This is a genomic window from Pedobacter aquatilis, from assembly GCF_030409415.1.
Lineage (GTDB): Bacteria > Bacteroidota > Bacteroidia > Sphingobacteriales > Sphingobacteriaceae > Pedobacter > Pedobacter aquatilis.
The window spans coordinates 17,636-40,083 of record NZ_JAUFPW010000012.1; the positions used below are offsets into that span (position 1 = coordinate 17,636).

A 22,448-nucleotide genomic window follows, 5' to 3' on the forward strand; every position below is an offset into this window, starting at 1 on the left:
AATGATGCCCGGAAAATGCTTATAATTTTATTAGGCTTTTTGATTGTAGTTAGCATTTTAAGCTCATATCTATTAAGAAATCAGAAAATCTCAAATGAAAAGGATGTATCATTCTTTTGCCCTTCTTGCAGTAGTAATCTGTAAAACAACTGGTTTGTTTACAATTATCAAACGTTCCTGTTAGGTATTTATTTGGCTTTCACAAAGCTATGCCGTAACTTTGTATCACATTTAAAAACAAATAATATGTCATCAGTAGAGACAACTTACATCCCTTACAAAGTTAAGGACATTTCACTGGCAGAATGGGGCCGTAAAGAAATCGAATTAGCCGAAGCAGAAATGCCAGGTTTAATGAGTTTACGCGAAGAATTCGGTCCTACGCAACCGTTAAAAGGTGCTCGTATTGCAGGCTGTCTGCATATGACTATCCAAACGGCTGTTTTAATCGAAACTTTAGTGGCTTTAGGTGCAGAAGTTACCTGGTCATCTTGTAATATTTTCTCAACACAAGACCACGCTGCTGCTGCAATTGCTGCTGCAGGTATTCAGGTTTATGCTTGGAAAGGCTTAAACGAAGAGGAATTCGATTGGTGTATTGAGCAAACTTTACACTTCGGTCCGGAGCAACAACCATTAAACATGATTTTGGATGATGGTGGCGATTTAACTAACATGGTTTTCGACAAATACCCTGAGTTAATTGCTGCAATTAAAGGTTTATCAGAAGAAACTACAACTGGTGTTCACCGTTTGTACGAGCGTATGAAAAACGGAACATTGCACTTACCTGCAATCAACGTTAACGATTCGGTAACTAAATCTAAATTCGATAACAAATACGGATGTCGCGAATCATTAGTTGACGCAATTCGTCGTGCTACTGATGTAATGATGGCTGGTAAAGTTGCTGTTGTTTGTGGTTATGGCGATGTTGGTAAAGGTTCTGCAGAATCTTTAAGCTCACAAGGTGTACGCGTAATTGTTACCGAAATCGACCCAATTTGTGCTTTACAAGCTGCAATGGAAGGTTACGAAGTTAAAAAATTCGCTACAGCAGTTAAAGAAGCAGATATTATCGTTACTACAACTGGTAACCGCGATATCGTTCGTGGCGAGCATTTCTTAGCGATGAAGGATAAAGCCATCGTTTGTAACATTGGTCACTTCGATAACGAAATTGATGTAGCTTGGTTAAACGAAAAATATGGCTCAACAAAAGTAGAAATTAAACCTCAGGTAGATAAATATACTATCGAAGGTAAAGATATCATCTTATTGGCTGAAGGCCGTTTGGTAAACTTAGGTTGCGCAACTGGCCACCCAAGTTTTGTAATGAGTAACTCATTTACTAACCAAACTTTAGCGCAATTAGAACTCTGGACTAACACTGATAAATACGAAAACAAAGTTTACGTTTTACCAAAGTATTTAGATGAAAAAGTTGCTCGTTTACACTTGGCTAAAATCGGTGTAGAGTTAGATGTTTTAGACCAACACCAAGCTGATTATATTGGCGTAAAAGTAGAAGGTCCGTTTAAATCAGACGAATATCGTTATTAAAAAAGTCGGAAGTTTCTAGTCAGAAGTCCGAAGTTTAATATATCAAAAGGGATATGCAATTTGCATATCCCTTTTTTAGTTTATAATCAGAGTCCCTGGGCATGTTAAAGAATAAAATTTTCCGTGCTTTCCGTGTTTCCGTGGCCGAAAATATTTAGAAAATGATGTTCAGTATTTCTTCGGCAATTTCAGCCCTGCTGTACACTTTACTTCGTTGCACTCCGTGTTCGTTTCCATCAGGTTTATTTTTGCAAAATCAGTAATACTTTTGCAGCTAAAAAACCTACATTTATAAAAAATAGCCACCATGAAAAACTTTAGTTTTACCATAATTATTGTTGTATTTTCCTTAATTGCAAATGCACAAAGCCCTCCCAAAAAAGTAATCACTAAACAAACTGTAGATATCGCCTGCGGCGAATGCCAATTCAAAATGAAAGGTAAAGATTGTGACTTAGCTGTTAAAATCGATGGTAAACCTTATTTTGTGGATGGCAAAAACATTGATGATTTTGGTGATGCCCATGGCGAACATGGATTTTGTAATGCGGTAAGCAAAGCCGAAATTACAGGAGAAATTGTTGGTAATCGTTTCAAGGCAACTTCGATTACATTATTACCATTAAAAAAATAACTTACAATGCGCAGTTGTTGGCATAGGCGTTCAATATTAAATCCCAAAAATCCTTATTTAAAATCTTTCTAATTTAGGTTAATTAATTTATCTTTACCTCATCGCCATGAATAAAGAGAAATTAAAATTATGGTTTAAACGAGTAGGATTAATTGGTTTCCTATTCTTTTTAATTAAAGGCTTGGTTTGGCTTGTGGTATTCTATTATATTGGCAAAAATGTTACTTAAAAGTAAACAGCATATTCGCTAAAAAATTCCATACAAAAACAATTACAATTGCAAAAAACTTAGCTAAGTAAAAGTTAATTCCATTTCGACGTTGATGAAAAAAGTAAATAATTACCGTATTTAAGCCTAAGCCAAATAAACTTACGGCTAAAAACTTAAAAAATTCGGCTCCCCAGTGCGCATTTGTACTTTGGAAAGTCCAAATTCTGTTAATTAAATAATTGTTCGTAACTGCAAGCGAAAAACCAATCGCATTCGCGATATATTTATTAATATGTAACTTTTCCTTACACAACCAGGTTGCACCAAAATCTATCACCATGCCTAAAAGGCCGGTTAATCCAAATTTTACAATGCGGAAAATCAAATCCATACTATTCTACTTTAACCAAGTAAAAGTGCTCTAATAATTGGTTTCTTGTTTTTTTATTTAAAAATTTGGGCGTCAATTTTGAAATATGAAAGTATTCAAAAGAATTTAATACTTTAACATTATACGCTGATTTTAATTTCGATAACTCTATTTCCGAAACATACAAAACCAAATCTTGGGTGTTTTCATATTGCTTTAAATCTTCATAATTCCATAAATATTTTACTTCGCCCGGCGCATAAAAATCAAAAGAAAAAGCATCAATATAATTTAAAACCGCCGGTTTAGCTGTTGGGTAATTTTTCTTTAACCATTTGCCAGCTTCGCTTCCCGATTGGTATTTCAATAATGCAGGATAGAAAAACACAAAAAGATATATCATTAACCCAACGGAAAGCAGTACGCTTCTTCCGATTATCGTTTCAATTTCCGCTCCTTTGAAATACAAAAACGCCACGATAAATAAAATGGCTAAAATTATAATTGCTATTAAGAAATTATCAAAACCATAGAAATAAGCTAAAGCCGAAAGAATGAGTACGACTAAAATGTAAATAACATTTTGAACAATTAAAAACCCTTTTAAACCTTTGCCCTCAAGTTTCTGCAAAAATAAAGATGTTATGATGGCAAACTGCGGAAAAATTATTAAAATGTAATGAGGCAGTTGAAACTTTGAGAGAGAAAATATTAAAAAAGTAACAGCTGCACTTGCCCAAATTATAATACTTTCTGGAGCTAAATTTTGTCTGTTTTTCTTTTTGAAAAGATTTATGACTCCTGCGTAAAACAATACCGACCAAGGTAAAAACGCCCAAAGTGTAGTGTGTAGAAAGAAAGAAATATCTCCCTTTCCTTTAATCGGTCCGTTATTAAAAAAACGCCCAAATTGACTATCCCAAAAGAAAAACTTTAAACCCGAAACGCCAGTTCTGTTAAAAACTACCTTTTCAGGATGTAAATCGAATTGGGTATAGAGTGAATAGAGTTCTGGTGTAATAAAAACAAAGATTAACACAATTGCAATCCACCATTTTGGTTGCCACAGTTGTTTGTATTGTTTCGTGAATAACCAATATATAATGAAGCCAGCAAAAACCGGAATCAAAACAAAAATGCCTTTAATTAATATGGCGCATGCCGCAAAAAATGAACCAGCAATCACATGCCAAATGCTATGTTGATGTGCCTTATAGTAATGGTAAATTGAAGCTAATGTAAATGTGGTAATGTAAATTTCTGCACGAACATCAAAAGTTGAGGTAATGATGTGTAATGCACTTAGAAATATCACTGCCGATATTAATCCTGTTTTTTCATCATAAATATCTTTTGCCAACTTATATAGATACCATGCGCCAAGTAAGCCGAATAAAAAGTTTGGTAATTTATAAGCAAATGAAGAAATGCCGAAAAGCTTAAAAAACGCAGCCGAAATCCAGAAAGTTAAATGTGGTTTGTCTAACCAATCTGCTCCTCGGCCATAAAGATTAAACCAATCTTTAAAAAGAATTATATTTTTCGACATGGAGGCATATAATGCACCATCTGGCTCCATTACACCGCTAAACAATGCAGGAATACTTGCCAGTCCAAGCAAAACAACAAGAAATTTATATAGGGTTGTATCTTTTGAATTCATCTTGATTTGAACAAATATGAGCAAAAAAAAGTCAAATTTATGGAAGGTTTAAGATAAACTGAGGCAAAGCCTTATCTTTACCGCATGACAAAGTTATCGGTTAATATCAATAAAATTGCTACACTACGTAATAGTCGTGGAGGTAACAATCCTGATTTGGTTAAGGTTGCGTTAGATTGTGAGCGTTTTGGTGCGCAGGGTATCACGGTACACCCTCGTCCGGATGAACGCCATATCCGTTATCAGGATGTTTATGACTTGAAAGCTGTTATTGCAACTGAATTTAATATAGAAGGTAACTGCCGTGAAGATAAATTTGTTGATTTAGTTTTAGCAAATAAGCCTGCTCAGGTAACGCTGGTTCCAGATGCGGAAGGACAAATTACTTCCAATCATGGTTGGGATACGGTTAAACATAAAGACTATTTGAAAGAAATGGTCGCTGTTTTCCAAAAGGAAGGCATTCGCGTTTCTATTTTTGTTGACCCAGTTGTTGAAATGGTAGAAGGGGCAGTCGAAACTGGAACAGATAGAATTGAATTATACACTGAAGCTTATGCACACAATTATTTTGGTGATAGAGAAAAAGCTGTTGTTAATTACATCGCTGCTGCTAACCATGCCAATAAATTAGGCTTAGGCATCAACGCAGGGCATGATTTAGATTTGCATAACCTACATTATTTCGCTCAAAGTATTCCAGGTTTATTGGAGGTTTCTATTGGTCACGCATTAATTAGCGATGCACTTTACCTGGGATTGGAAACCACAATTCAAAAATATTTAGCACAACTTATTTAAGTCAAAAGTTTAAGGTTAAAGGTATAAAGTGTCAAGGCGTATACCCATCAACTTTCTACTTTAAGCTTTTCACTTTAAACTTTATAAATGTTAAAAGGAATACTCCTCGTCTTTTTCGGTGCCTGCAGTTTCGGTATTTTATCAACGTTTGTAAAATTAGCTTACCATGAGGGCTACACTTTGGGCGATGTTACAGGTGCCCAAGCATTTTTTGGTGCCGTGATTTTATGGGTTTTGTTTTTCTTTCAAAGCACAACATCTAAATACAAAGCCAAAGAAATTAAAATAGTTACGCCTCGGTGGAAGATGGTATTGTCTGGAACCTGTACCGGATTAGTAAGTGTTTTCTACTATCAATGTGTAAAGCTGGTTCCAAACTCGGTTGCGATAATTTTATTAATGCAATTTATCTGGATGAGCATTTTACTCGAACTTCTTATTTTTAAAAAGAAGCCTACCGGATTGCAGTTTATTGCCATTCTATTAGTTTTAGGCGGAACGGTTTTAGCAAGCGGTATGGCAGAAACCAGTATAGGAAGTTTGAATCTAACTGGCATTGGTTTTGGTCTGTTGGCGGCAATTTCTTATGCAGGCTTTTTAATGTTGAGTGGAAGAATTGGGAACGAATATCCGCCACTTAAAAAAAGTGCACTGATGATAACCGGAGCATGTATTTTGATTTTTATACTATTTCCACCTGCGTTTTTATTTAATGGTGCTTTGAGCGGGAGCTTGTTAAAGTGGGGATTAATTATTTCAATTTTCGGAACAGTAATTCCACCTTTATTTTATGCTGAAGGTGTTCCGAGGATTGGCACGGCCTTAAGTTCTATTTTAAGTGCAGCAGAATTACCAGTAGCGGTAATGATGGCTGGATTTGTATTACAAGAACAGGTTTCGTTTTTAAGATGGGTAGGCGTAGCAGTGATATTGTCGGCTATGATTTTGCCAAATTTGAAGTATTTGAAAAAGGTATAGGCAAAAGGTAGAGGGTATAAGGTTTCATTGTCAAATATATTTTGGTTTAATCACCCGACTTTCGGATTTCGTACCTCCGACTTTTAAAAAAAATAAATATCTTTAAAAAGCATAAGACATCTACAATGAAAAAGATTACTATTTATATTTTATCAACAATTATTATCGGCTTTGCCGGATGTAAATCGAAAACGACTATCAATCGCGATGAGGCCGGTGAAGCAATTACAGAATACCTAATAGCAAATCCTGAATATAAAACTACGCGATTTAGTTTTGGGGAATTAAAGTTTAATAGTAAAAATGATATGCTTGATTTAAATAAGTACAAAACTTTATCGAATGAGGGCTTGGTTTTACTAAAAAGATTAAGTGCAAAGAAAAAATTTCTTTCCAGCGATAGCAGTTTTGTTTATCAGATTAGTTTGACTGACACAGCAAGTCCACTGGTGTTGAAACAAGATGAAGATAAAGCAACGGTAAAAGTTGTAGATTATGTTTTGGCAGATTCTAAACCTGTAGATTTCTCGCAGGTAAATTCTACTACGGCTAAAGTAACTGTAACCCTAAAAAAGGTAAATACGCCATTCGCGACTTTTGACAAGGATGCGAGCGAGAATAGTAATTTCATCACTAAAACATACAAACTTAAGTTGAGTAAGGATGAAGGTTGGAAAGTGCAGAAATAGTTTTTCATTTCTTTCTACTCAAAAACCAGGTTTTAAATTTCTTAAATAAATCTACTTTCTTAGGCTTAGGTTTACCGTCATGTGTTAAGTCATTATCATAATGGTTTTGCAACTCAGCGGCATAGCATTGCTCTTCTTTACTTCCAGATTTTAACTCATTTATAAACTGAACCGCATTGAAATTTAATGTACTGTTAAAAGAAACTGCATAATACTCACTTCTCTTTACAGTCTCTTTATTTGTATTAATTGCAGCAGCTCCATTCTCTGCAAAGTAATCAATATGATGAATTAAGGGATTGAGTTTCTTTAAACGTATAGTTCCTTTTCTTTCGTTACGCCACGGATGTTCTTTTTTGTGAAGTTGAGCAAGTAAAAAGTCCTTCTTCCAAAGCGTAATTTGGTGCGACATTAAAAAGTTAGAGGCTTTGTTGTTAACCTCTGCAACATTAAATCCCTCGATAAATGTATCAGTTTGATTGGTTTTGTAAACATCAGAACTGTGAAGTTTTACCTGTTGCCAATTATTTCCGGTTGCAAGTTGAAACAATTCGGTAAAGAATTTAGCACTTACAGGTTTGCTTAACCACATATCTTCCTGAAAATAAAGAATGTATTCTTCGTCTATATTTCCTAAAAGTGTTGCCAGTCTATCTGCCCATTCACCTTTGCCTGATTTGATGTTTGTAAAGCCCTTTACCTTTGCATCTTTTACTTCGGTTGCAAAATAATGGTTGCAAGGAACTTTAAAATCCCAGTTTTTGGAAAACGCATAATCGAAACCTTTATATAAAAATTCGTAGCGGTCGCAGGCATGAACTAAAAGCGCAACATTATTTTTAGCGTTTGACATGTATACTTAAAAGATTAAGGTTGTAAAGTTATAAAAAATTGAAAAGGTTTAGGTTGGCATATTGGTACAGGTTAGAGTACCTAAACCCGACAGCCGCGGAAATACTTTTTTTAGCAGTCCTTCGACTCCGCTCAGGATGACAAAAAAAAGATTGGAGCAAATGGCGGGAGCGAACTTAAATTTTTACACAAGCAGCGCTTTCCAAATAATTAAAATCTTTAGTAAAAACACACAAACGTTTGAGTTTATAGCGAGGCATATAAACTACTATTTTTGTAGCTTTTAATTATAAATAAGACACCTTTTTTACACTTTGATATAGCAAAATTAAGCCTCGTTTTTGCTACCTTTGCAGCAAATTATTATTCATACCTGCATGAGCTTAAATATCCATTACAAGGAAGATTTTCAAAATCGTCATATTGCACCAAATGAGGCAGATACAGCTGAAATGTTGCAAACTGTTGGCGTAAATTCTATTGATGAGCTAATTGAACAAACTGTTCCGACGGCAATTAGGTTAAAACAACCGTTAAATTTGCCGGCAGCAAAATCAGAAACTGAATATCTGGGTGCTTTAAAACAAACTTCGTTGTTAAATAAAGTTTTCAAAAGCTTTATCGGTCAGGGTTATTATGATACCATTACGCCAGGTGTAATTTTGCGTAATGTTTTCGAAAATCCGGGATGGTACACACAATACACGCCATACCAGGCTGAGATTGCGCAAGGGCGTTTGCAAGCTTTGTTAAATTTCCAAACCATGGTTATCGATTTAACCGGAATGGAAATTGCCAATGCATCACTTTTAGATGAAGGTACAGCTGCAGCCGAGGCGATGTTTATGCAATATAGTACGCGTAAAAATCAAGCGGCTAAAAAGTATTTTGTATCAGAATTGGTTTTCGCTCAAACGATAGATATTTTAAAAACCCGTGCAAATCCTTACGGTATTGAGTTGGTTATTGGCAATCATTTGGATTTTGTTGCAACTGAAGATTTCTTCGGTGCAATTGTTCAATATCCGGCAGGTAATGGCGAGGTTTATGATTATAAAAACTTTGCTTCTGAATTACATAATAAAAACATAAAATTAACAGTTGCGGCTGATATTTTAAGCTTAACCTTATTAACGCCTCCGGGCGAGTGGGGCGCTGATATTGTGGTTGGTACTACACAACGTTTCGGTATTCCGATGGGTTTTGGTGGACCACATGCAGCATTTTTTGCAACTAAAGATGAATACAAACGCTCTATCCCGGGTCGTATTATTGGGGTAACCATCGATAGCCATGGCGATTACGCTTTACGTATGGCTTTGCAAACCCGCGAGCAACACATCCGTAGAGATAAAGCAACTTCAAACATTTGTACAGCGCAAGCATTATTGGCTATTATGGCTGGTTTTTATGCAGCTTATCACGGTCCGAAAGGCTTAAAAGCGATTGCAGAACGTACACATGGTTTGGCAGTAAGTTTAGCCTCTACATTAAAAACTTTAGGCTACGAGCAATTAAACTCGGCTTATTTTGATACCATTCGTTTCGATTTAGGCGATTTAAAAGGTGGTATTCATTCTGGTTGTTTAGATAATGAAATCAACTTAAACTATTCAGGCAATGTTGCAACGATTTCAATTGATGAAACCACAACTTTCGAAGATGTTGCTTTAATTGCTAAAATCTTTGCTAAAGTTAAAGCAGTAGCTGCCGACCAGGTTGAAGTTGTAGAAAATGTTGAAACAGTAATTCCATCGGCTTTACAACGTACATCTGAATATTTAACACACCCAATTTTTAACTCGCACCATTCAGAGCATGAAATGTTGCGTTACATCAAATCGTTAGAAGCAAAAGATTTATCGCTATGCCATTCGATGATTGCTTTGGGTAGCTGTACCATGAAATTAAACGCAACGGCAGAAATGATTCCGGTTACCTGGTCTCACTTCGGTCGCGTACACCCATTTGCACCAGCTGACCAAGTTTTGGGTTACTATTCGGTTTTTAACGAATTGGATAAATGGTTAAGTGAAATTACAGGTTTTGCAGCCATGAGTTTACAGCCAAATGCTGGTGCTCAGGGCGAATATGCTGGTTTGATGGTTATTCGTGCTTATCACCAAGATAGAGGCGATTTCCACCGTAACGTAGCTTTAATTCCTGCATCTGCTCACGGTACAAACCCTGCTTCTGCGGCAATGGCCGATATGAAAATCGTTGTGGTTAAATCTTTAGAAAATGGTAACATTGATGTTGAAGATTTAAAAGCGAAAGCGGAATTACACAAAGATAACTTGTCATGTTTGATGGTTACTTATCCATCAACTCACGGTGTATTCGAAGAGAGCATCATCGAAATTTGTGAAACTATTCACGCTAACGGCGGACAGGTTTACATGGATGGTGCTAACATGAATGCGCAGGTTGGTTTAACAAGCCCGGCTAATATCGGTGCCGATGTTTGCCACTTAAATCTGCACAAAACATTCTGTATCCCTCATGGTGGTGGTGGTCCTGGTATGGGTCCGATTGGTGTGGCAAAACACTTAGTGCCCTTCCTTCCTGGTCATGCTGTGGTAGATATCGATAAGGGAAAATCAATATCTGCGGTTTCATCTGCACCCTGGGGTTCGGCTTCAATCTTGATTATTTCTCATGCATATATTGCAATGATGGGTGCTGAAGGCTTAACCAATGCAACCAAATACGCAATTTTGAATGCTAACTATATGAAAGCTCGTTTAGAGCAACACTACCCGGTGCTTTATTCAGGCGCTCAAGGTCGTTGTGCACACGAGATGATTTTAGATTGCCGTTCGTTCAAAGCTTTCGGAATTGAAGTGACTGATATTGCAAAACGTTTAATGGATTATGGTTTCCACGCACCAACTGTTTCGTTCCCGGTTGCAGGTACTTTGATGGTTGAGCCAACAGAATCTGAACCTAAACACGAGTTAGACCGTTTCTGCGATGCCTTAATCGCCATTAAAAATGAAATTAGCGAGGTTGAAAACGGTACTTTAGATAAAACAGATAACCCTTTAAAAAACGCTCCGCACACCGTTTCGGTAATTACTGCTAACGATTGGTCGCATAGCTATAGCCGTCAAACTGCTGCTTTCCCGCTTCCTTATGTGTTAGAGCGTAAGTTCTGGCCATCGGTTGGTCGTGTGAATGATAGCCATGGCGACAGGTCGTTAATTTGTGCTTGTCCGCCGGTTGAGAGTTATTTGGAGGAAATCGTGCCTTAAAGATGTGAAATGGAAGAGGTAATATGGATGATGGTTTTATCGTCCATTGCAATTCCGTCATTGCGAGGAGGTTTTTTCAGCTGACATGGCAATCTAATTAGAAAAATTTAAGTCTCGGTTCGTGTCTCCACGAATCGAAAATCATCTGCAAGTTTTTATAAAGCTTGCAGATTTTTTTTTGGAAATGAATGCTCAGTTTTTCATCGGGAAATCCAGCCCCGCCATTCACTACAATTCCCGATGAAAAATCGGGAGATTTTCGTTGCTGTCGGGTTTAGGTACAAAGAACAGTAATCCTATTTAAAAACGCCAAAGTGCCATAAATTTCCGGCGGGGTCGAGTAAGAAACATTCGCTTCCCCAATCTTCGTGCTTTATTGGTGATGGACTAACCTTGTATTTTTTTTCTAAATCTAATGCAGATAATTCCGTATGAAAACGATTCAAATCATCGACTTCCATAAAAATCATGGTATTTTCAATCCAATCTTTTACGTAAGCATTTTGTAGGTAAAATGCCATTTCGCCACTCTTAAAAACCGACATCTGTTCGCCAAGGGTTGTTTCTTCAAAGCCTAAATCGCGGTAAAAACTTCTTGATGTTTCGAAATCCTTTGCGCCAATAAACGGGCGGATTGATTTTGCGTTGTGGTTCATATTAATTGAATTTGTCATACTGAGCTTGTCGAAATACATTTAAATGCTTTCGAATATTCTACAGACTAAAGGTAAATAATCGGCCAGCAACTTTGCAACCTTAAATAGTAGTAATAGCTTTTGTAGTTTAAACGGGATTGAAATGATATCCTTTTTGTTGCAGGTGCTTCGACAGGCTCAGCATGACATTGTCAAAAAGATTTAATGTAAAGCCCGGCTAACATTAATTAAAAATGCTGCATCTGCTTTCCAAATCATTATAAAATTCTTTCGATTAAACCTCAACAATATTTTTCAGTCAATAGAATGATTTTAAATAAATCCGATTAATTTTGAAAACTTAACATACATCAATAATATTCGGATTAAGTTAATTATATATTTGTATCAAATTTTAAAAAACCAGAAAATGAAATTAAAAATCTCTTCAATCTTTTTATTAGTTGCAGTGGTTGCATTGTCAGCTTTTACAACTATTAAACCAGTAACTTACACTGTAGATGCAGCAAAATCGACCATAACTTGGGTTGGTAAAAAAGTTACAGGTTCTCACAACGGAACTATCGCTTTACAATCAGGAACGTTAAACGTTGATGGTAAAAAAGTAACAGGTGGTACTTTCACTATCGATATGAACTCAATTAAAGATGCTGATGGTAGCGCTAAATTAGAAGGTCATTTAAAGGCTGATGATTTTTTTGGTGTTGCTAAATTTCCAACTTCAACCTTCGTAATTACTAAAGTTTCTGGTGCAAACGTAACAGGTAACTTAACCATTAAAGGAATTACTAAACCAGTAACTTTTCCTGCAACTATCACTGTAAATGCAGATGGTACTGTTTCGGCTTTAGCAGGTAAAATCGTTGTTGACAGAACTAAATATGATATCCGTTACGGTTCTAAATCTTTCTTCGATAGTATTGGCGACAAAGCAATTGATGATAACTTCGAGTTAGCTGTTAAATTAGTAGCTAAAAAATAATTTCCAAGTCTCGGAAAAAGTAAAAGTCTCGATGAAAATCGGGACTTTTTTTGTTAAACGTTATTGCAAGGCAAAGTTTATACCGATTTTTCGGGAAAGCAAGCTTTACGCTAAAGAATGGAGAAGTAATTTTTTAAGATTTTGAAAAGCTTTGCAGTTACAACTATCAAAGCTTGTTCCCGCACTACGCTAAATCTTTTTGTTGTCATCCTGAGCGGAGTCGAAGGACTGCATACAAAAAGGATATCGCTTCGTTCGGGTTTAGAAACTCAAAACAGGGTAAGTAACTCAGGTTGCAGATTTGCCTAAAAGCCTAACTTTTATCCGTCAGTTGAAACTGACGGCAATTAAATCATCGCCTTGATTCTCACTTTGAGCTTTTTACTTTTAGTCTTTATTCTTTGTTCTTTAATCTTTGTTCAACTTTTACCTAATCTTAAACCCGCCCTCAACTTCATCTACAAATCCAGTTGCTTGTTCTTTGCTATGGTAAAATAAACATTCCCAGTTTTGGGCTGCGGCTCTTTTTCCAAATTCCTTACGCAGTTCCATCGCCTTTCGACCGTCGAAATCGTATTTAGCAATAAAGTTCTTAATTAATTCGCCTGGTTCTGGTAAAACATCGCCACCAAAAAATACTTTCTGGTTACCTTCAGTTAATAAAAAAACCTGGTGATTCGGGCAATGTGCGCCAGTAAATTCAAAGGCAATGGTTTCATCTAAATTACCATCGCCCTCTATAAATTTCAGTTGGGCATTGCGCTGCAAAAACTCAAAAATGTCGGTGTGGTAAGAAGTAGAAGTACTGCTGAAAGCAGTTTCCCATTCGCCACGATTAATGATATATTCTGCATCAGGAAAACTGATTTCGGTTTTATCGCCGAGTTTATGAATCATACCGCCAGAATGGTCGTAATGTAAATGCGACATTAAAACCTTAGTTATATCTGTCGGGTCGAAACCTGCATTACGAATGTTTTTATGTAAAATCAATTCGCCATGGTCATCGCTGAAACCTAAGCCAGTATCGAACAAAATCAAATCGTTTTTCAGTTCAACTAAAAAAGGTTGTACATTAATAAATAATGATGCCGGTCTATCTTTAAAGCTGTGAATAGCAGAATCGAATGGAATAAATTTTTTTGTTGCATCTACAGAATAGGTGCCTTCAAATAAGGTATGAACTTGCAAAATGTTAGAGTTTTAATGTTGTACAAAGTTAACAATCTATTTGTGTATTCGTTTTTACCAGTAAGTCTTAGTTATGTAAGAGTATTTAATTAAAATGTATATTTACTGTTCGGAAATATAATAAATGGAAAAAAGATGGGTAAAAGCATCAGATTGTAATGATGATACGATAAATAAAATTGCTGACGAATTAAATATAGATCGCTCTCTGGCGCAAATTTTAGTGCAAAGAAATATTTGCAGTTTTGATGAAGCGAGAGATTTTTTCAGGCCAAATTTAGAGCATCTTCACAATCCTTTTTTAATGAAGGATATGGATGTGGCCGTTGCCAGAATTGAAGTTGCGATTGATAACAACGAAAAAATACTAATTTACGGCGATTATGATGTTGATGGAACAACATCCGTGGCACTCGCCTATAGTTTCTTCTCGCAATTAACATCCAATATCGAATACTATATACCTGATAGATATTTAGAAGGTTATGGTATATCTACGTTGGGAATAGATTATGCAAAAGATAATGGATTTACGTTAATTATTGCATTAGATTGTGGCATAAAATCGATTGATAAAATTGATTATGCGAATACTTTAGGCATCGATTTTATTATCTGCGATCACCACTTACCCGGCGATGAATTGCCGAAAGCTTTAGCAGTTTTAGACCCAAAAAGGAATGATTGCGACTATCCTTTTAAAGAACTTGCAGGCTGTGGAATTGGTTTCAAACTGGCACAGGCTTATGCTCAACAATACGAATTGCCGCAAGAAACTTATTTACAATACCTGGATTTGGTTATGGTAAGTATTGCAGCCGATATTGTTCCAGTGGTGGGCGAAAATAGAATTTTGGCTTATCATGGTTTGCAGAAATTAAATTCTAACCCTTGCGAGGGTTTGAGGGCTTTAATGGAGGTATCTGGTAAAACCGAAAATTACACCCTTACTGATGTAGTTTTTACTTTAGGTCCGCGTATTAATGCGGCAGGCAGAATTGACCATGCAAAACATGCAGTTGCCATGTTGCTTTGCCAGGCTGATGGAAATTCTTCAGAACAAAGTGAACTGATAAACTTAAAAAATACAGAACGCAAAACTTACGATCAGGATATTACCCGAGAAGCTTTAGCTTTAATTAGCGATAGCGAAGATTTAATTAACCGAAAGACAACGGTTGTTTTTAATGAAAACTGGCATAAAGGTGTTATCGGCATTGTTGCATCCAGGCTAACAGAAAAATATTATCGACCAACAATTGTGCTAACAAAATCTAACGGACACGTTGCAGGCTCTTGCCGCTCGGTTGTTGGTTTTGATTTATATGAGGCCTTAAGCGGATGTGCCGATTTATTAGACCAATACGGAGGACATAAATTTGCAGCAGGTTTAACCATGCAACAAAGTAATGTTGATGCCTTTGCGGATAAATTTGAGCAAATTGTATCGGCCAGTATAACTGAAGAATTGCTTACGCCAATGATAAAGCTTGATGCTGAAATTGAGCTGGCACAAATTGATGGCAAGTTTTATAGAATTTTAGCACAAATGGGTCCATTCGGGCCAGAAAATATGGCTCCGGTTTTTGTAACCCATAATGTTTACCTATCACAATATCCAACTGTGGTGGGTGCAAATCATTTAAAAATTAATATAAAGCAACAAAATTCGAGTATTTTTGAAGGCATTGGATTCGGTTTAGCAGAATTTGAAAAACTTTTACAACCAAATACTCCTTTCTCTGTTTGTTATACTTTGGAAGAAAACGTGTGGAGAGATAAAAAAAGGCTGCAACTGAATATTAAAGGCATTAAGATTAAGGAATAAAGAACAAGGAATAAAGACAAGGACAGTCAACTGAATTGAAAGTTTTTTTCAAAAAAATCTTTCATCATTGTTCTTTTTTCTTTCATCAAATAAAGAATATAAATGATATTAAGAGCTGAACATCTGGTTAAAAAATACAAACAGAGAACTGTTGTAAACGATGTTTCATTTAGTGTAAGTCAAGGTGAAATTGTTGGTTTATTGGGGCCAAATGGTGCTGGTAAAACTACTTCCTTCTATATGATTGTTGGTTTAATAAAGCCAAATGAAGGTCGGATTTTCCTTGAAGATGAAGATATAACTGAAGATGCAATGTATCGAAGGGCACAAAAAGGCATTGGGTATTTGGCTCAGGAAGCATCAGTTTTCAGAAAACTTACCGTTGAAGATAATATTCTTTCCATTTTGGAAATGAGTAAGCTAAGCAAAGAAGAACAAAAAGATAAACTTGAAGAATTAATTAACGAATTTAGTTTACACAAGGTTCGTAAAAACCGTGGCGATTTACTTTCTGGTGGAGAGCGTAGGCGAACAGAAATTGCAAGGGCTTTGGCTGCCAACCCAAGTTTTATTTTATTAGATGAACCATTTGCCGGAGTAGACCCAATTGCGGTTGAGGAAATTCAATCAATTGTAGCAAAACTCAAGCACAAAAATATTGGTATTCTGATAACTGACCACAACGTACAGGAAACACTTTCGATTACCGATAGAGCTTATTTGCTTTTCGAAGGGAAAATTTTGGAGCAAGGTGTGCCAGAAGTTTTGGCAGAAAATGAAATGGTTAGAAAGGTTTACCTGGGTTCTAACTTTGTTTTAAAACGTAAGAACTTCGATGTTTAAGAAAAGCTCATGGCAATAGTAAACTCTATTTTTACCTGGTTAATGAAAAAGCGCATTCATCAGATTGAGCTTTTTATGAAATATCCTCACGATGTTCAGCAAGAGTGGTTTCATACTTTAATTGATAGTGCCGAAAATACAGAGTGGGGAAAGCATTACGATTACAAATCCATATTAACGCCACAACAATTTCAGGAGCGTGTACCCGTTCAAAACTATGATACCTTAAAGCCATACATCGAGCGTATGCTTAATGGTGAGCAGAATATTCTATGGCCATCAGATATAAAATGGTTTGCAAAATCTTCTGGTACAACAAGCGATAGAAGTAAATTTATTCCCGTATCAGAAGAAAGTTTGGAAGAATGCCACTTTAAAGGTGGTAAAGATATGTTGTCTATTTACTGTAACAACCGTCCTGATAACCAAATGTTTACCGGAAAGGGTTTAGTATTAGGTGGTAGCCATCAGGTTAACCAATTAAACGAAGATTGTTTTTATGGTGATTTATCAGCTGTGCTGATAAAGAATTTACCCATTTGGGCCGAGTTTTACCGTACACCAGATATGTCTATTGCTTTAATGGATAATTACGAAATTAAGATGGATAGAATGGCAGAAGCTACTATCCATGAAAACGTAACCAGCATTTCAGGTGTACCAACATGGACCATCGTTCTTGCCAAAAAGGTATTAGAATTAACTGGGAAGAAAAATTTACTTGAAGTATGGCCAAACTTAGAACTTTATGTTCATGGGGCTGTAAATTTTGCTCCCTACCGCGAGCAATTCAAACAGCTGATTCCATCGCCAGATATGTATTATCTTGAAACTTATAATGCATCAGAAGGTTTTTTTGGTATTCAAGATCAAGATAATTCTGATGAGATGCTTTTGATGTTGGATTATGGCATTTTCTACGAATTTATTCCAATGGAAAACATTGGAGAAGAAAACCCGAAAGCACTTTTACTTGGAGATGTTGAACTGAATAAAAACTATGCGATTGTAATTTCTACCAATGGTGGTTTGTGGCGATATATGATTGGAGATACCGTTCAATTTACTTCGTTAGAGCCTTATCGTATTAAAATTACCGGAAGAACTAAACACTTTATTAATGCTTTTGGAGAAGAAGTAATTATCGATAATGCCGAACAGGCGCTAACTAAAGCTTGTGCCGAAACTGGTGCGGAAATAAAGGATTATACCGCCGGACCAATATATTTTGAGGGTGAAAAAGCAGGTGGACACGAATGGATTATTGAATTTGATAAACAACCAAACGATTTTGAGAAATTTATCGATGTAATGGATAATACGCTTCGTGAAGTAAATTCTGATTATGATGCAAAGCGCTTTAAGGATATGGCGCTTTGTCGCCCGAAAGTGCATAACGCAGCGGCCAACACATTTTACAACTGGCTAAAGGCTAAAAATAAATTGGGCGGACAACATAAAGTACCACGCCTTGCAAATGAAAGAAAGTACCTAGACGATATTTTGGAAATGATGAAATCTCAATAAAATTGTGATTTTCTCGTTAAATTTAAAACGGTTGTATGAAATTGAACAAACAGAAAATTTTAGATTTCTTTAAAAAATCGGAAAGTAAGGCGAGTGTTTTATTGAATAATAAAAGTAAAGCCAAGCAAACCATTAACGATGCTTTAGGCAAAGCTGTCACAAATAAAGGTGATTTAGAAGGTGTTTGGAGCAAATTGATTTTGCTTTTTGCCGTCGCAAAGGATTATGTTAGTGGTCGGTACACAGAAATCCCTAAACGTTCAATTATAGCTGTATTAGGTGGTATTGTTTATTTTTTATCTCCAATTGATGTTGTGCCAGACTTTGTTCCGGTATTGGGTTTTATAGATGATGTATTTGTTTTAAACCTGGTTTACAAACAGGTTTTAAAAGATTTGGAGAAATACAAGGCTTGGAAAGACGAACAACTGAACCTAAATGAACTAGATGGCGCAACAACATAAAGGTTTTTTCGATTGGTTAAGTCACCATTTATTTGCTTGTCCTTTTAAATCGCAATTTGGTTTTGATTGTCCAGGTTGTGGTTTACAACGTTCTGGTATTGCACTTTTACAGGGTAATTTTGTTGAATCTTTTAGGCTTTACCCGCCAACCATTTTCATGGTTTTTCTTGTCTTGTTTACGGCTCTACACATACAGCTCGATTTCAAATTTGGGGCACTAATTATTAAAAGTACTTTTATTGCTATTGCAGTAATTATAGTAATCAATTACATTTACAAAATATACAACCACCAACTCATAAGTTAACTCTACCATGTCAGAAGAACAAACTCCACAAGAAAACCAATCATTTGGAACAATTAATACACCACCGGTAACGCCACCACCGTTTCAACAACAGCCGCCTTTCGGCCAATTTGGTGGAGGCATGGGGTATCAAAATTTACCAAATTCGACCATAGTATTGGTTTTAGGTATTGCATCAATTGCATTATGTTGCTGTTATGGTATACTAGGTTTAATTCCTGCTATAGTTGCACTAGTATTAAGCAAAAAGGATAAAGCTTTATATGCTGCAAATCCTTCAATTTATACACAAAGTTCGTTTAAAAATCTAAATGCAGGAAGGGTTTGTGCGATTATCGGTTTAATTTTAAACATAATATCTATACTCTATTATGCTGCAATTATCATTATTTTCGGCTTTGGAATGATGAACGATCCTCAAAAAGTACAAGAGATTTTGAAGGGACTTCAATAGTATAAGCTTTTTAATTTTACCTTAAAAATATAAATCGAATGGTTGATGCCATTCGATTTTCTTATTTTTGTACATTCAATTGTAAATCAAAACATAAGATAAATGTATCCAGAATATTTAGTAGAACCAATGCGTAAGGAATTAACCAACGTTGGTTTTGAAGAATTAAAAAATGCAGAACAGGTAGATGCAGCTATTAAAGGCGAAGGCACTGTACTAGTTGTTGTAAACTCTGTATGTGGTTGTGCGGCAGCAAATGCTCGTCCGGCAGCAAGAGCAGCAGCAGCACACGAAAAACATCCTGATAAATTGGTTACAGTTTTTGCAGGAATGGAAAAAGAAGCAGTTGACCAGGCTAGAAATTACATGATGCCTTTTCCTCCATCATCACCAGCAATGGCTTTGTTTAAAGATGGTAAATTAGTACACATGATTGAGCGCCACCAAATTGAAGGCAGACCAGCGGCTATGATTGCTGATAACCTTATCGGTGCTTTCGAGCAGTATTGCTAAACATTAAACTATTGTTACCCTGAGAAATAAACTAACTCAGGGTAACAATTAGAATAAAAATCAATTTCTTTCAATTTAAAAACTATATTTGCCTTACTCAATAGGGGTGCTTTTTGAAATGTCTCCAAAGCAATCAAAAGGCTGAGATTACACCCATTTAAGAGGCTTAAGGTATTGGGTTTGAGGTGTAGGGTTTTGACCCTATAACTTTTAGCTTACACCTTTTACCTTTTGATGCACCTGATTCGGATAATGCCGACGTAGGGAAGAGGTTATAGATAATACTGTTTCGCCCCTGAAAGCAGTTTTCAATTATTTTTTATTTTTTTTGATTCACCAGTGTAAGGAGATATTTCTGCTGTAAATCAAATTATTTAACGATTTGTTGTAAATGAATTTTCAGGATTGGTTTAAGCTTTTTGCAGAGCAGATAGAAAATACTTCAATAATAGAATGGTTAGCCGTTGGTTTTGGTGTTTCAGAAGTTTTACTGGCGAAAAAAAACAACATTTGGTTATACCCAACAGGTATAATTTCAATTTTATTATCGATGTTTTTATTGCTCAATGTAAAACTCTACGCAGAGATGCTGTTGAGCATTTACTATTTAGTGATGAGTGTTTACGGCTGGATAATCTGGAAAAAACGCAAAGAGGATGGTGAAAATCAAGTTTCTTATAGTTCCAATAAAGATTTACTAATTGCAATACTAATTTCTACACTCGGTTTCTTAATCTTTTACTTTGCACTAAAAAATCATACAGATTCTGATGTTCCGGTTTTAGATGCATTTGTTTCTGCAACAGCATGGGCTGGAATGTGGTTGCTGGCCAAAAGAAAAATTGAGAACTGGATTTTTCTAAACATATCCAACATTGTTGCTATTCCACTTTTATTTCACAAAAAACTTCCTTTAATGGGTTGCTTAACTGCGTTTTTATTTGTTGTTGCCATATTTGGTTTTTTCGACTGGAAAAAAATTATCGATAGTAAAAAATTAAAACTTGCAGCCTAAATGGAAACACTAACCTCAATAAATTGGCAAGAAAAGGTTAAGCAATTTGCAGCGCCTTCAGAAAAAATGGGTGAATTGCATCCAGAAATTCTGGAACTTGCTTATCAGCAAGATTGGTTTAAATTATTTGTGCCGAAAGTTTATGGAGGTGCAGGTAAAAAACTTCCGGAGATTTTAAGATTAGAAGAGCAACTTGCCCAAGCAGATGGCAGTTTAGGTTGGACCATTACACTTTGCGCCGGAGCGGCATGGTTTGCAGGCTTTTTAAACCCTGAATTAGCAATGGAAATTTTTTCAGTCCGAGAGGTTTGTTTTGCCGGAAGTGGCGCTGTTGGTGGTTATGCAATTAAAACAGCAGATGGATACGTGGTTAATGGCCATTGGAAATATGCAAGTGGCGCTTTGCATGCAACGATATTTACCGCAAACTGTTTTCTAAAAAATGAAGATGATTCTGATGTTTTAGATGACGAAGGGAATCCAAAAGTAATGTCTTTCATCCTTAAAAAGGATGAAGTGAAAATTTTATCAGGTTGGTCTTACTTTGGTTTAGTTGCAACTGGTAGTCATGCTTTTGAAGTTGAAAATCTTAAAGTACCTGCTAATCGTACTTTTAAAATTAATAACGATATAAAGTTTGAAGATGAGGGTTTCGATTACCCATTTTTACAACTTGCAGAAACAACACTTGTTGTAAATACTTTGGGGATGACAAATCACTTTATCGAATTGGTTGAGGGTGAATTTTTATCGCGTAGTGGTTTAAAAAGATATTCGGAAGAACAGGTTTTGTACTTTAAATCTGATTTAAATACCTGCAAATATGAAATTTCTAAGCTTCGTAATAATTTTTATATAGCTTTTGATGAATCATGGTTACAACTTGAAACTAACGGTAACATCACAATTGAAAAGTTAAAAGAAGTAAGCCACGCAAGCAGAACATTAGCACATACTTGTTGGCGTGTAACAGGTAAATTATTTCCCTATGCCGGATTAGAAGCCGCGAAAAAGGAGACGGAAATTAACAGAGTTTGGAGAGATATCCATACGGCGAGCCAACATGCTTTGTTAACATTTATTGATTAATTAGATAATTCCGACTTAATCATGTCGTTAAATTCTAAAATAAGTTTATCGAGTTTTGGTTGTATTACAAACGCACAATAAGGTTTACCTGCATTTTTTAGAAAGTAGTTTTGATGATAGTTTTCTGCTTCATAGAAATCTCCTGCCAAGCTAACATCAGTAATAATAGGTTTTTTATAAATTTTTTCTTCGGTTAATCTTTCTATCATTTTTTCTGCAAGTATCTGCTGTTCAGTATCATGGTAAAAAATAACAGAGCGATATTGACTACCGATATCATCACCCTGCCTATTAAGAGCAGTAGGTGTGTGGGTTTTAAAAAATACAAGCAATAGCTCGTTATACGAGATTACATTTTCATCAAATTCTATTTGAATAACTTCTGCATGTCCGGTATCGCCGTTAGAAATTTCCATATATGTTGGATGCTTCAACACGCCGCCCATATAGCCAGAGATAACGCAATTTACGCCGTTTAAAACTTGAAATACAGCTTCAGTACACCAAAAGCATCCTCCACCAAATGTTGCTGTTTGCATAACATATAAACGTAACGGAGATAAT

Annotated in this window: 22 protein-coding genes; 16 read left to right on the top strand and 6 right to left on the bottom strand. The window is 35.9% G+C overall.

What is annotated here, in order from left to right:
• Positions 1 to 246: 246 nt before the first annotated feature.
• Together ahcY and QWY86_RS04050 are read left to right on the top strand one after the other, a co-directional pair.
• Positions 247 to 1,563 carry an adenosylhomocysteinase gene (gene ahcY, locus QWY86_RS04045; protein WP_290239042.1) on the top strand — a complete coding sequence of 439 codons (1,317 nt, stop codon included), beginning with the start codon at positions 247 to 249 and terminating at the stop codon, positions 1,561 to 1,563.
• Positions 1,564 to 1,870: 307 nt separating this feature from the next.
• Entirely contained in the window at positions 1,871 to 2,197 is a 327-nt protein-coding gene (locus tag QWY86_RS04050) for a DUF6370 family protein (protein WP_290239043.1), read from the top strand.
• Positions 2,198 to 2,418: 221 nt separating this feature from the next.
• On the opposite strand, the gene QWY86_RS04055 is transcribed toward QWY86_RS04050, so the two are convergent.
• Together QWY86_RS04055 and QWY86_RS04060 are read right to left on the bottom strand one after the other, a co-directional pair.
• A complete protein-coding gene (locus QWY86_RS04055) occupies positions 2,419 to 2,799 on the bottom strand; it encodes a GtrA family protein (RefSeq protein ID WP_290239045.1) in 381 nt (126 codons plus the stop codon).
• 1 nt (position 2,800) lies between these two features.
• Positions 2,801 to 4,441 carry an ArnT family glycosyltransferase gene (locus tag QWY86_RS04060; protein WP_290239047.1) on the bottom strand — a complete coding sequence of 547 codons (1,641 nt, stop codon included), beginning with the start codon at positions 4,439 to 4,441 and terminating at the stop codon, positions 2,801 to 2,803.
• Between the two features lie 84 nt (positions 4,442 to 4,525).
• Here QWY86_RS04060 and QWY86_RS04065 point away from each other — a divergent pair, with 84 nt between their 5' ends.
• From QWY86_RS04065 to QWY86_RS04075, 3 genes are all read left to right on the top strand, one after another.
• Positions 4,526 to 5,242 (top strand): pyridoxine 5'-phosphate synthase, encoded by a 717-nt coding sequence (locus tag QWY86_RS04065; RefSeq protein WP_290239049.1) that lies wholly within the window; start codon positions 4,526 to 4,528, stop codon positions 5,240 to 5,242.
• 87 nt (positions 5,243 to 5,329) lie between these two features.
• Positions 5,330 to 6,220 carry an EamA family transporter gene (locus tag QWY86_RS04070; RefSeq protein WP_290239051.1) on the top strand — a complete coding sequence of 297 codons (891 nt, stop codon included), beginning with the start codon at positions 5,330 to 5,332 and terminating at the stop codon, positions 6,218 to 6,220.
• A 125-nt stretch (positions 6,221 to 6,345) separates the two neighbouring features.
• A complete protein-coding gene (locus QWY86_RS04075) occupies positions 6,346 to 6,909 on the top strand; it encodes a hypothetical protein (RefSeq protein ID WP_290239053.1) in 564 nt (187 codons plus the stop codon).
• A gap of 4 nt (positions 6,910 to 6,913) precedes the next feature.
• Here QWY86_RS04075 and QWY86_RS04080 read toward each other — a convergent pair whose 3' ends face one another.
• Complete coding sequence (locus QWY86_RS04080) at positions 6,914 to 7,762, bottom strand: hypothetical protein (protein ID WP_290239054.1); 849 nt, start codon at positions 7,760 to 7,762, stop codon at positions 6,914 to 6,916.
• A gap of 376 nt (positions 7,763 to 8,138) precedes the next feature.
• Between QWY86_RS04080 and gcvP the strand changes: the two genes are divergently transcribed.
• Complete coding sequence (gene gcvP / locus QWY86_RS04085) at positions 8,139 to 11,015, top strand: aminomethyl-transferring glycine dehydrogenase (protein WP_290239056.1); 2,877 nt, start codon at positions 8,139 to 8,141, stop codon at positions 11,013 to 11,015.
• A gap of 296 nt (positions 11,016 to 11,311) precedes the next feature.
• On the opposite strand, the gene QWY86_RS04090 is transcribed toward gcvP, so the two are convergent.
• Positions 11,312 to 11,671 (bottom strand): VOC family protein, encoded by a 360-nt coding sequence (locus QWY86_RS04090; RefSeq protein WP_290239058.1) that lies wholly within the window; start codon positions 11,669 to 11,671, stop codon positions 11,312 to 11,314.
• A gap of 409 nt (positions 11,672 to 12,080) precedes the next feature.
• Between QWY86_RS04090 and QWY86_RS04095 the strand changes: the two genes are divergently transcribed.
• On the top strand, positions 12,081 to 12,653 hold the full coding sequence (locus tag QWY86_RS04095) for a YceI family protein (RefSeq protein ID WP_290239060.1): 573 nt from the start codon (positions 12,081 to 12,083) through the stop codon (positions 12,651 to 12,653).
• A gap of 426 nt (positions 12,654 to 13,079) precedes the next feature.
• On the opposite strand, the gene QWY86_RS04100 is transcribed toward QWY86_RS04095, so the two are convergent.
• Entirely contained in the window at positions 13,080 to 13,844 is a 765-nt protein-coding gene (locus tag QWY86_RS04100; protein WP_290239062.1) for an MBL fold metallo-hydrolase, read from the bottom strand.
• A gap of 124 nt (positions 13,845 to 13,968) precedes the next feature.
• On the opposite strand from QWY86_RS04100, the gene recJ reads away from it, so the two are divergent.
• From recJ to QWY86_RS04145, 9 genes are all read left to right on the top strand, one after another.
• Positions 13,969 to 15,672 carry a single-stranded-DNA-specific exonuclease RecJ gene (recJ, locus tag QWY86_RS04105; RefSeq protein WP_290239064.1) on the top strand — a complete coding sequence of 568 codons (1,704 nt, stop codon included), beginning with the start codon at positions 13,969 to 13,971 and terminating at the stop codon, positions 15,670 to 15,672.
• A gap of 102 nt (positions 15,673 to 15,774) precedes the next feature.
• On the top strand, positions 15,775 to 16,515 hold the full coding sequence (gene lptB / locus QWY86_RS04110) for an LPS export ABC transporter ATP-binding protein (protein ID WP_290239066.1): 741 nt from the start codon (positions 15,775 to 15,777) through the stop codon (positions 16,513 to 16,515).
• Positions 16,516 to 16,524: 9 nt separating this feature from the next.
• Positions 16,525 to 18,042, top strand: a complete 1,518-nt coding sequence (locus QWY86_RS04115) for a GH3 auxin-responsive promoter family protein (RefSeq protein WP_290239067.1) — start codon at positions 16,525 to 16,527, stop codon at positions 18,040 to 18,042.
• A 35-nt stretch (positions 18,043 to 18,077) separates the two neighbouring features.
• On the top strand, positions 18,078 to 18,506 hold the full coding sequence (locus QWY86_RS20185) for a YkvA family protein (RefSeq protein WP_435406623.1): 429 nt from the start codon (positions 18,078 to 18,080) through the stop codon (positions 18,504 to 18,506).
• Complete coding sequence (locus QWY86_RS04125; RefSeq protein ID WP_290239069.1) at positions 18,490 to 18,813, top strand: DUF2752 domain-containing protein; 324 nt, start codon at positions 18,490 to 18,492, stop codon at positions 18,811 to 18,813. The genes QWY86_RS20185 and QWY86_RS04125 overlap by 17 nt, the downstream gene beginning before the upstream one ends.
• A 7-nt stretch (positions 18,814 to 18,820) precedes the next feature.
• Complete coding sequence (locus QWY86_RS04130) at positions 18,821 to 19,267, top strand: CCC motif membrane protein (protein ID WP_290239071.1); 447 nt, start codon at positions 18,821 to 18,823, stop codon at positions 19,265 to 19,267.
• Between the two features lie 102 nt (positions 19,268 to 19,369).
• On the top strand, positions 19,370 to 19,780 hold the full coding sequence (locus QWY86_RS04135) for a BrxA/BrxB family bacilliredoxin (RefSeq protein WP_290239073.1): 411 nt from the start codon (positions 19,370 to 19,372) through the stop codon (positions 19,778 to 19,780).
• A gap of 391 nt (positions 19,781 to 20,171) precedes the next feature.
• Positions 20,172 to 20,795, top strand: a complete 624-nt coding sequence (gene pnuC / locus QWY86_RS04140) for a nicotinamide riboside transporter PnuC (protein ID WP_290239075.1) — start codon at positions 20,172 to 20,174, stop codon at positions 20,793 to 20,795.
• On the top strand, positions 20,796 to 21,884 hold the full coding sequence (locus QWY86_RS04145; RefSeq protein ID WP_290239077.1) for an acyl-CoA dehydrogenase family protein: 1,089 nt from the start codon (positions 20,796 to 20,798) through the stop codon (positions 21,882 to 21,884).
• On the opposite strand, the gene msrA is transcribed toward QWY86_RS04145, so the two are convergent.
• A complete protein-coding gene (gene msrA, locus QWY86_RS04150; RefSeq protein WP_290239079.1) occupies positions 21,881 to 22,423 on the bottom strand; it encodes a peptide-methionine (S)-S-oxide reductase MsrA in 543 nt (180 codons plus the stop codon). The genes QWY86_RS04145 and msrA overlap by 4 nt on opposite strands.
• Between the last annotated feature and the right edge of the window lie 25 nt (positions 22,424 to 22,448).

Bases quoted from the DNA above. Each gene is read 5' to 3' on its own strand.
- ahcY (WP_290239042.1), top strand. From the start codon at position 247: ATGTCATCAGTAGAGACAACTTACATCCCTTACAAAGTTAAGGACATT.
- QWY86_RS04050 (WP_290239043.1), top strand. From the start codon at position 1,871: ATGAAAAACTTTAGTTTTACCATAATTATTGTTGTATTTTCCTTAATT.
- QWY86_RS04055 (WP_290239045.1), bottom strand. From the start codon at position 2,799: ATGGATTTGATTTTCCGCATTGTAAAATTTGGATTAACCGGCCTTTTA.
- QWY86_RS04060 (WP_290239047.1), bottom strand. From the start codon at position 4,441: ATGAATTCAAAAGATACAACCCTATATAAATTTCTTGTTGTTTTGCTT.
- QWY86_RS04065 (WP_290239049.1), top strand. From the start codon at position 4,526: ATGACAAAGTTATCGGTTAATATCAATAAAATTGCTACACTACGTAAT.
- QWY86_RS04070 (WP_290239051.1), top strand. From the start codon at position 5,330: ATGTTAAAAGGAATACTCCTCGTCTTTTTCGGTGCCTGCAGTTTCGGT.
- QWY86_RS04075 (WP_290239053.1), top strand. From the start codon at position 6,346: ATGAAAAAGATTACTATTTATATTTTATCAACAATTATTATCGGCTTT.
- QWY86_RS04080 (WP_290239054.1), bottom strand. From the start codon at position 7,762: ATGTCAAACGCTAAAAATAATGTTGCGCTTTTAGTTCATGCCTGCGAC.
- gcvP (WP_290239056.1), top strand. From the start codon at position 8,139: ATGAGCTTAAATATCCATTACAAGGAAGATTTTCAAAATCGTCATATT.
- QWY86_RS04090 (WP_290239058.1), bottom strand. From the start codon at position 11,671: ATGAACCACAACGCAAAATCAATCCGCCCGTTTATTGGCGCAAAGGAT.
- QWY86_RS04095 (WP_290239060.1), top strand. From the start codon at position 12,081: ATGAAATTAAAAATCTCTTCAATCTTTTTATTAGTTGCAGTGGTTGCA.
- recJ (WP_290239064.1), top strand. From the start codon at position 13,969: ATGGAAAAAAGATGGGTAAAAGCATCAGATTGTAATGATGATACGATA.
- lptB (WP_290239066.1), top strand. From the start codon at position 15,775: ATGATATTAAGAGCTGAACATCTGGTTAAAAAATACAAACAGAGAACT.
- QWY86_RS04115 (WP_290239067.1), top strand. From the start codon at position 16,525: ATGGCAATAGTAAACTCTATTTTTACCTGGTTAATGAAAAAGCGCATT.
- QWY86_RS20185 (WP_435406623.1), top strand. From the start codon at position 18,078: ATGAAATTGAACAAACAGAAAATTTTAGATTTCTTTAAAAAATCGGAA.
- QWY86_RS04125 (WP_290239069.1), top strand. From the start codon at position 18,490: ATGGCGCAACAACATAAAGGTTTTTTCGATTGGTTAAGTCACCATTTA.
- QWY86_RS04130 (WP_290239071.1), top strand. From the start codon at position 18,821: ATGTCAGAAGAACAAACTCCACAAGAAAACCAATCATTTGGAACAATT.
- QWY86_RS04135 (WP_290239073.1), top strand. From the start codon at position 19,370: ATGTATCCAGAATATTTAGTAGAACCAATGCGTAAGGAATTAACCAAC.
- pnuC (WP_290239075.1), top strand. From the start codon at position 20,172: ATGAATTTTCAGGATTGGTTTAAGCTTTTTGCAGAGCAGATAGAAAAT.
- QWY86_RS04145 (WP_290239077.1), top strand. From the start codon at position 20,796: ATGGAAACACTAACCTCAATAAATTGGCAAGAAAAGGTTAAGCAATTT.
- msrA (WP_290239079.1), bottom strand. From the start codon at position 22,423: ATGCAAACAGCAACATTTGGTGGAGGATGCTTTTGGTGTACTGAAGCT.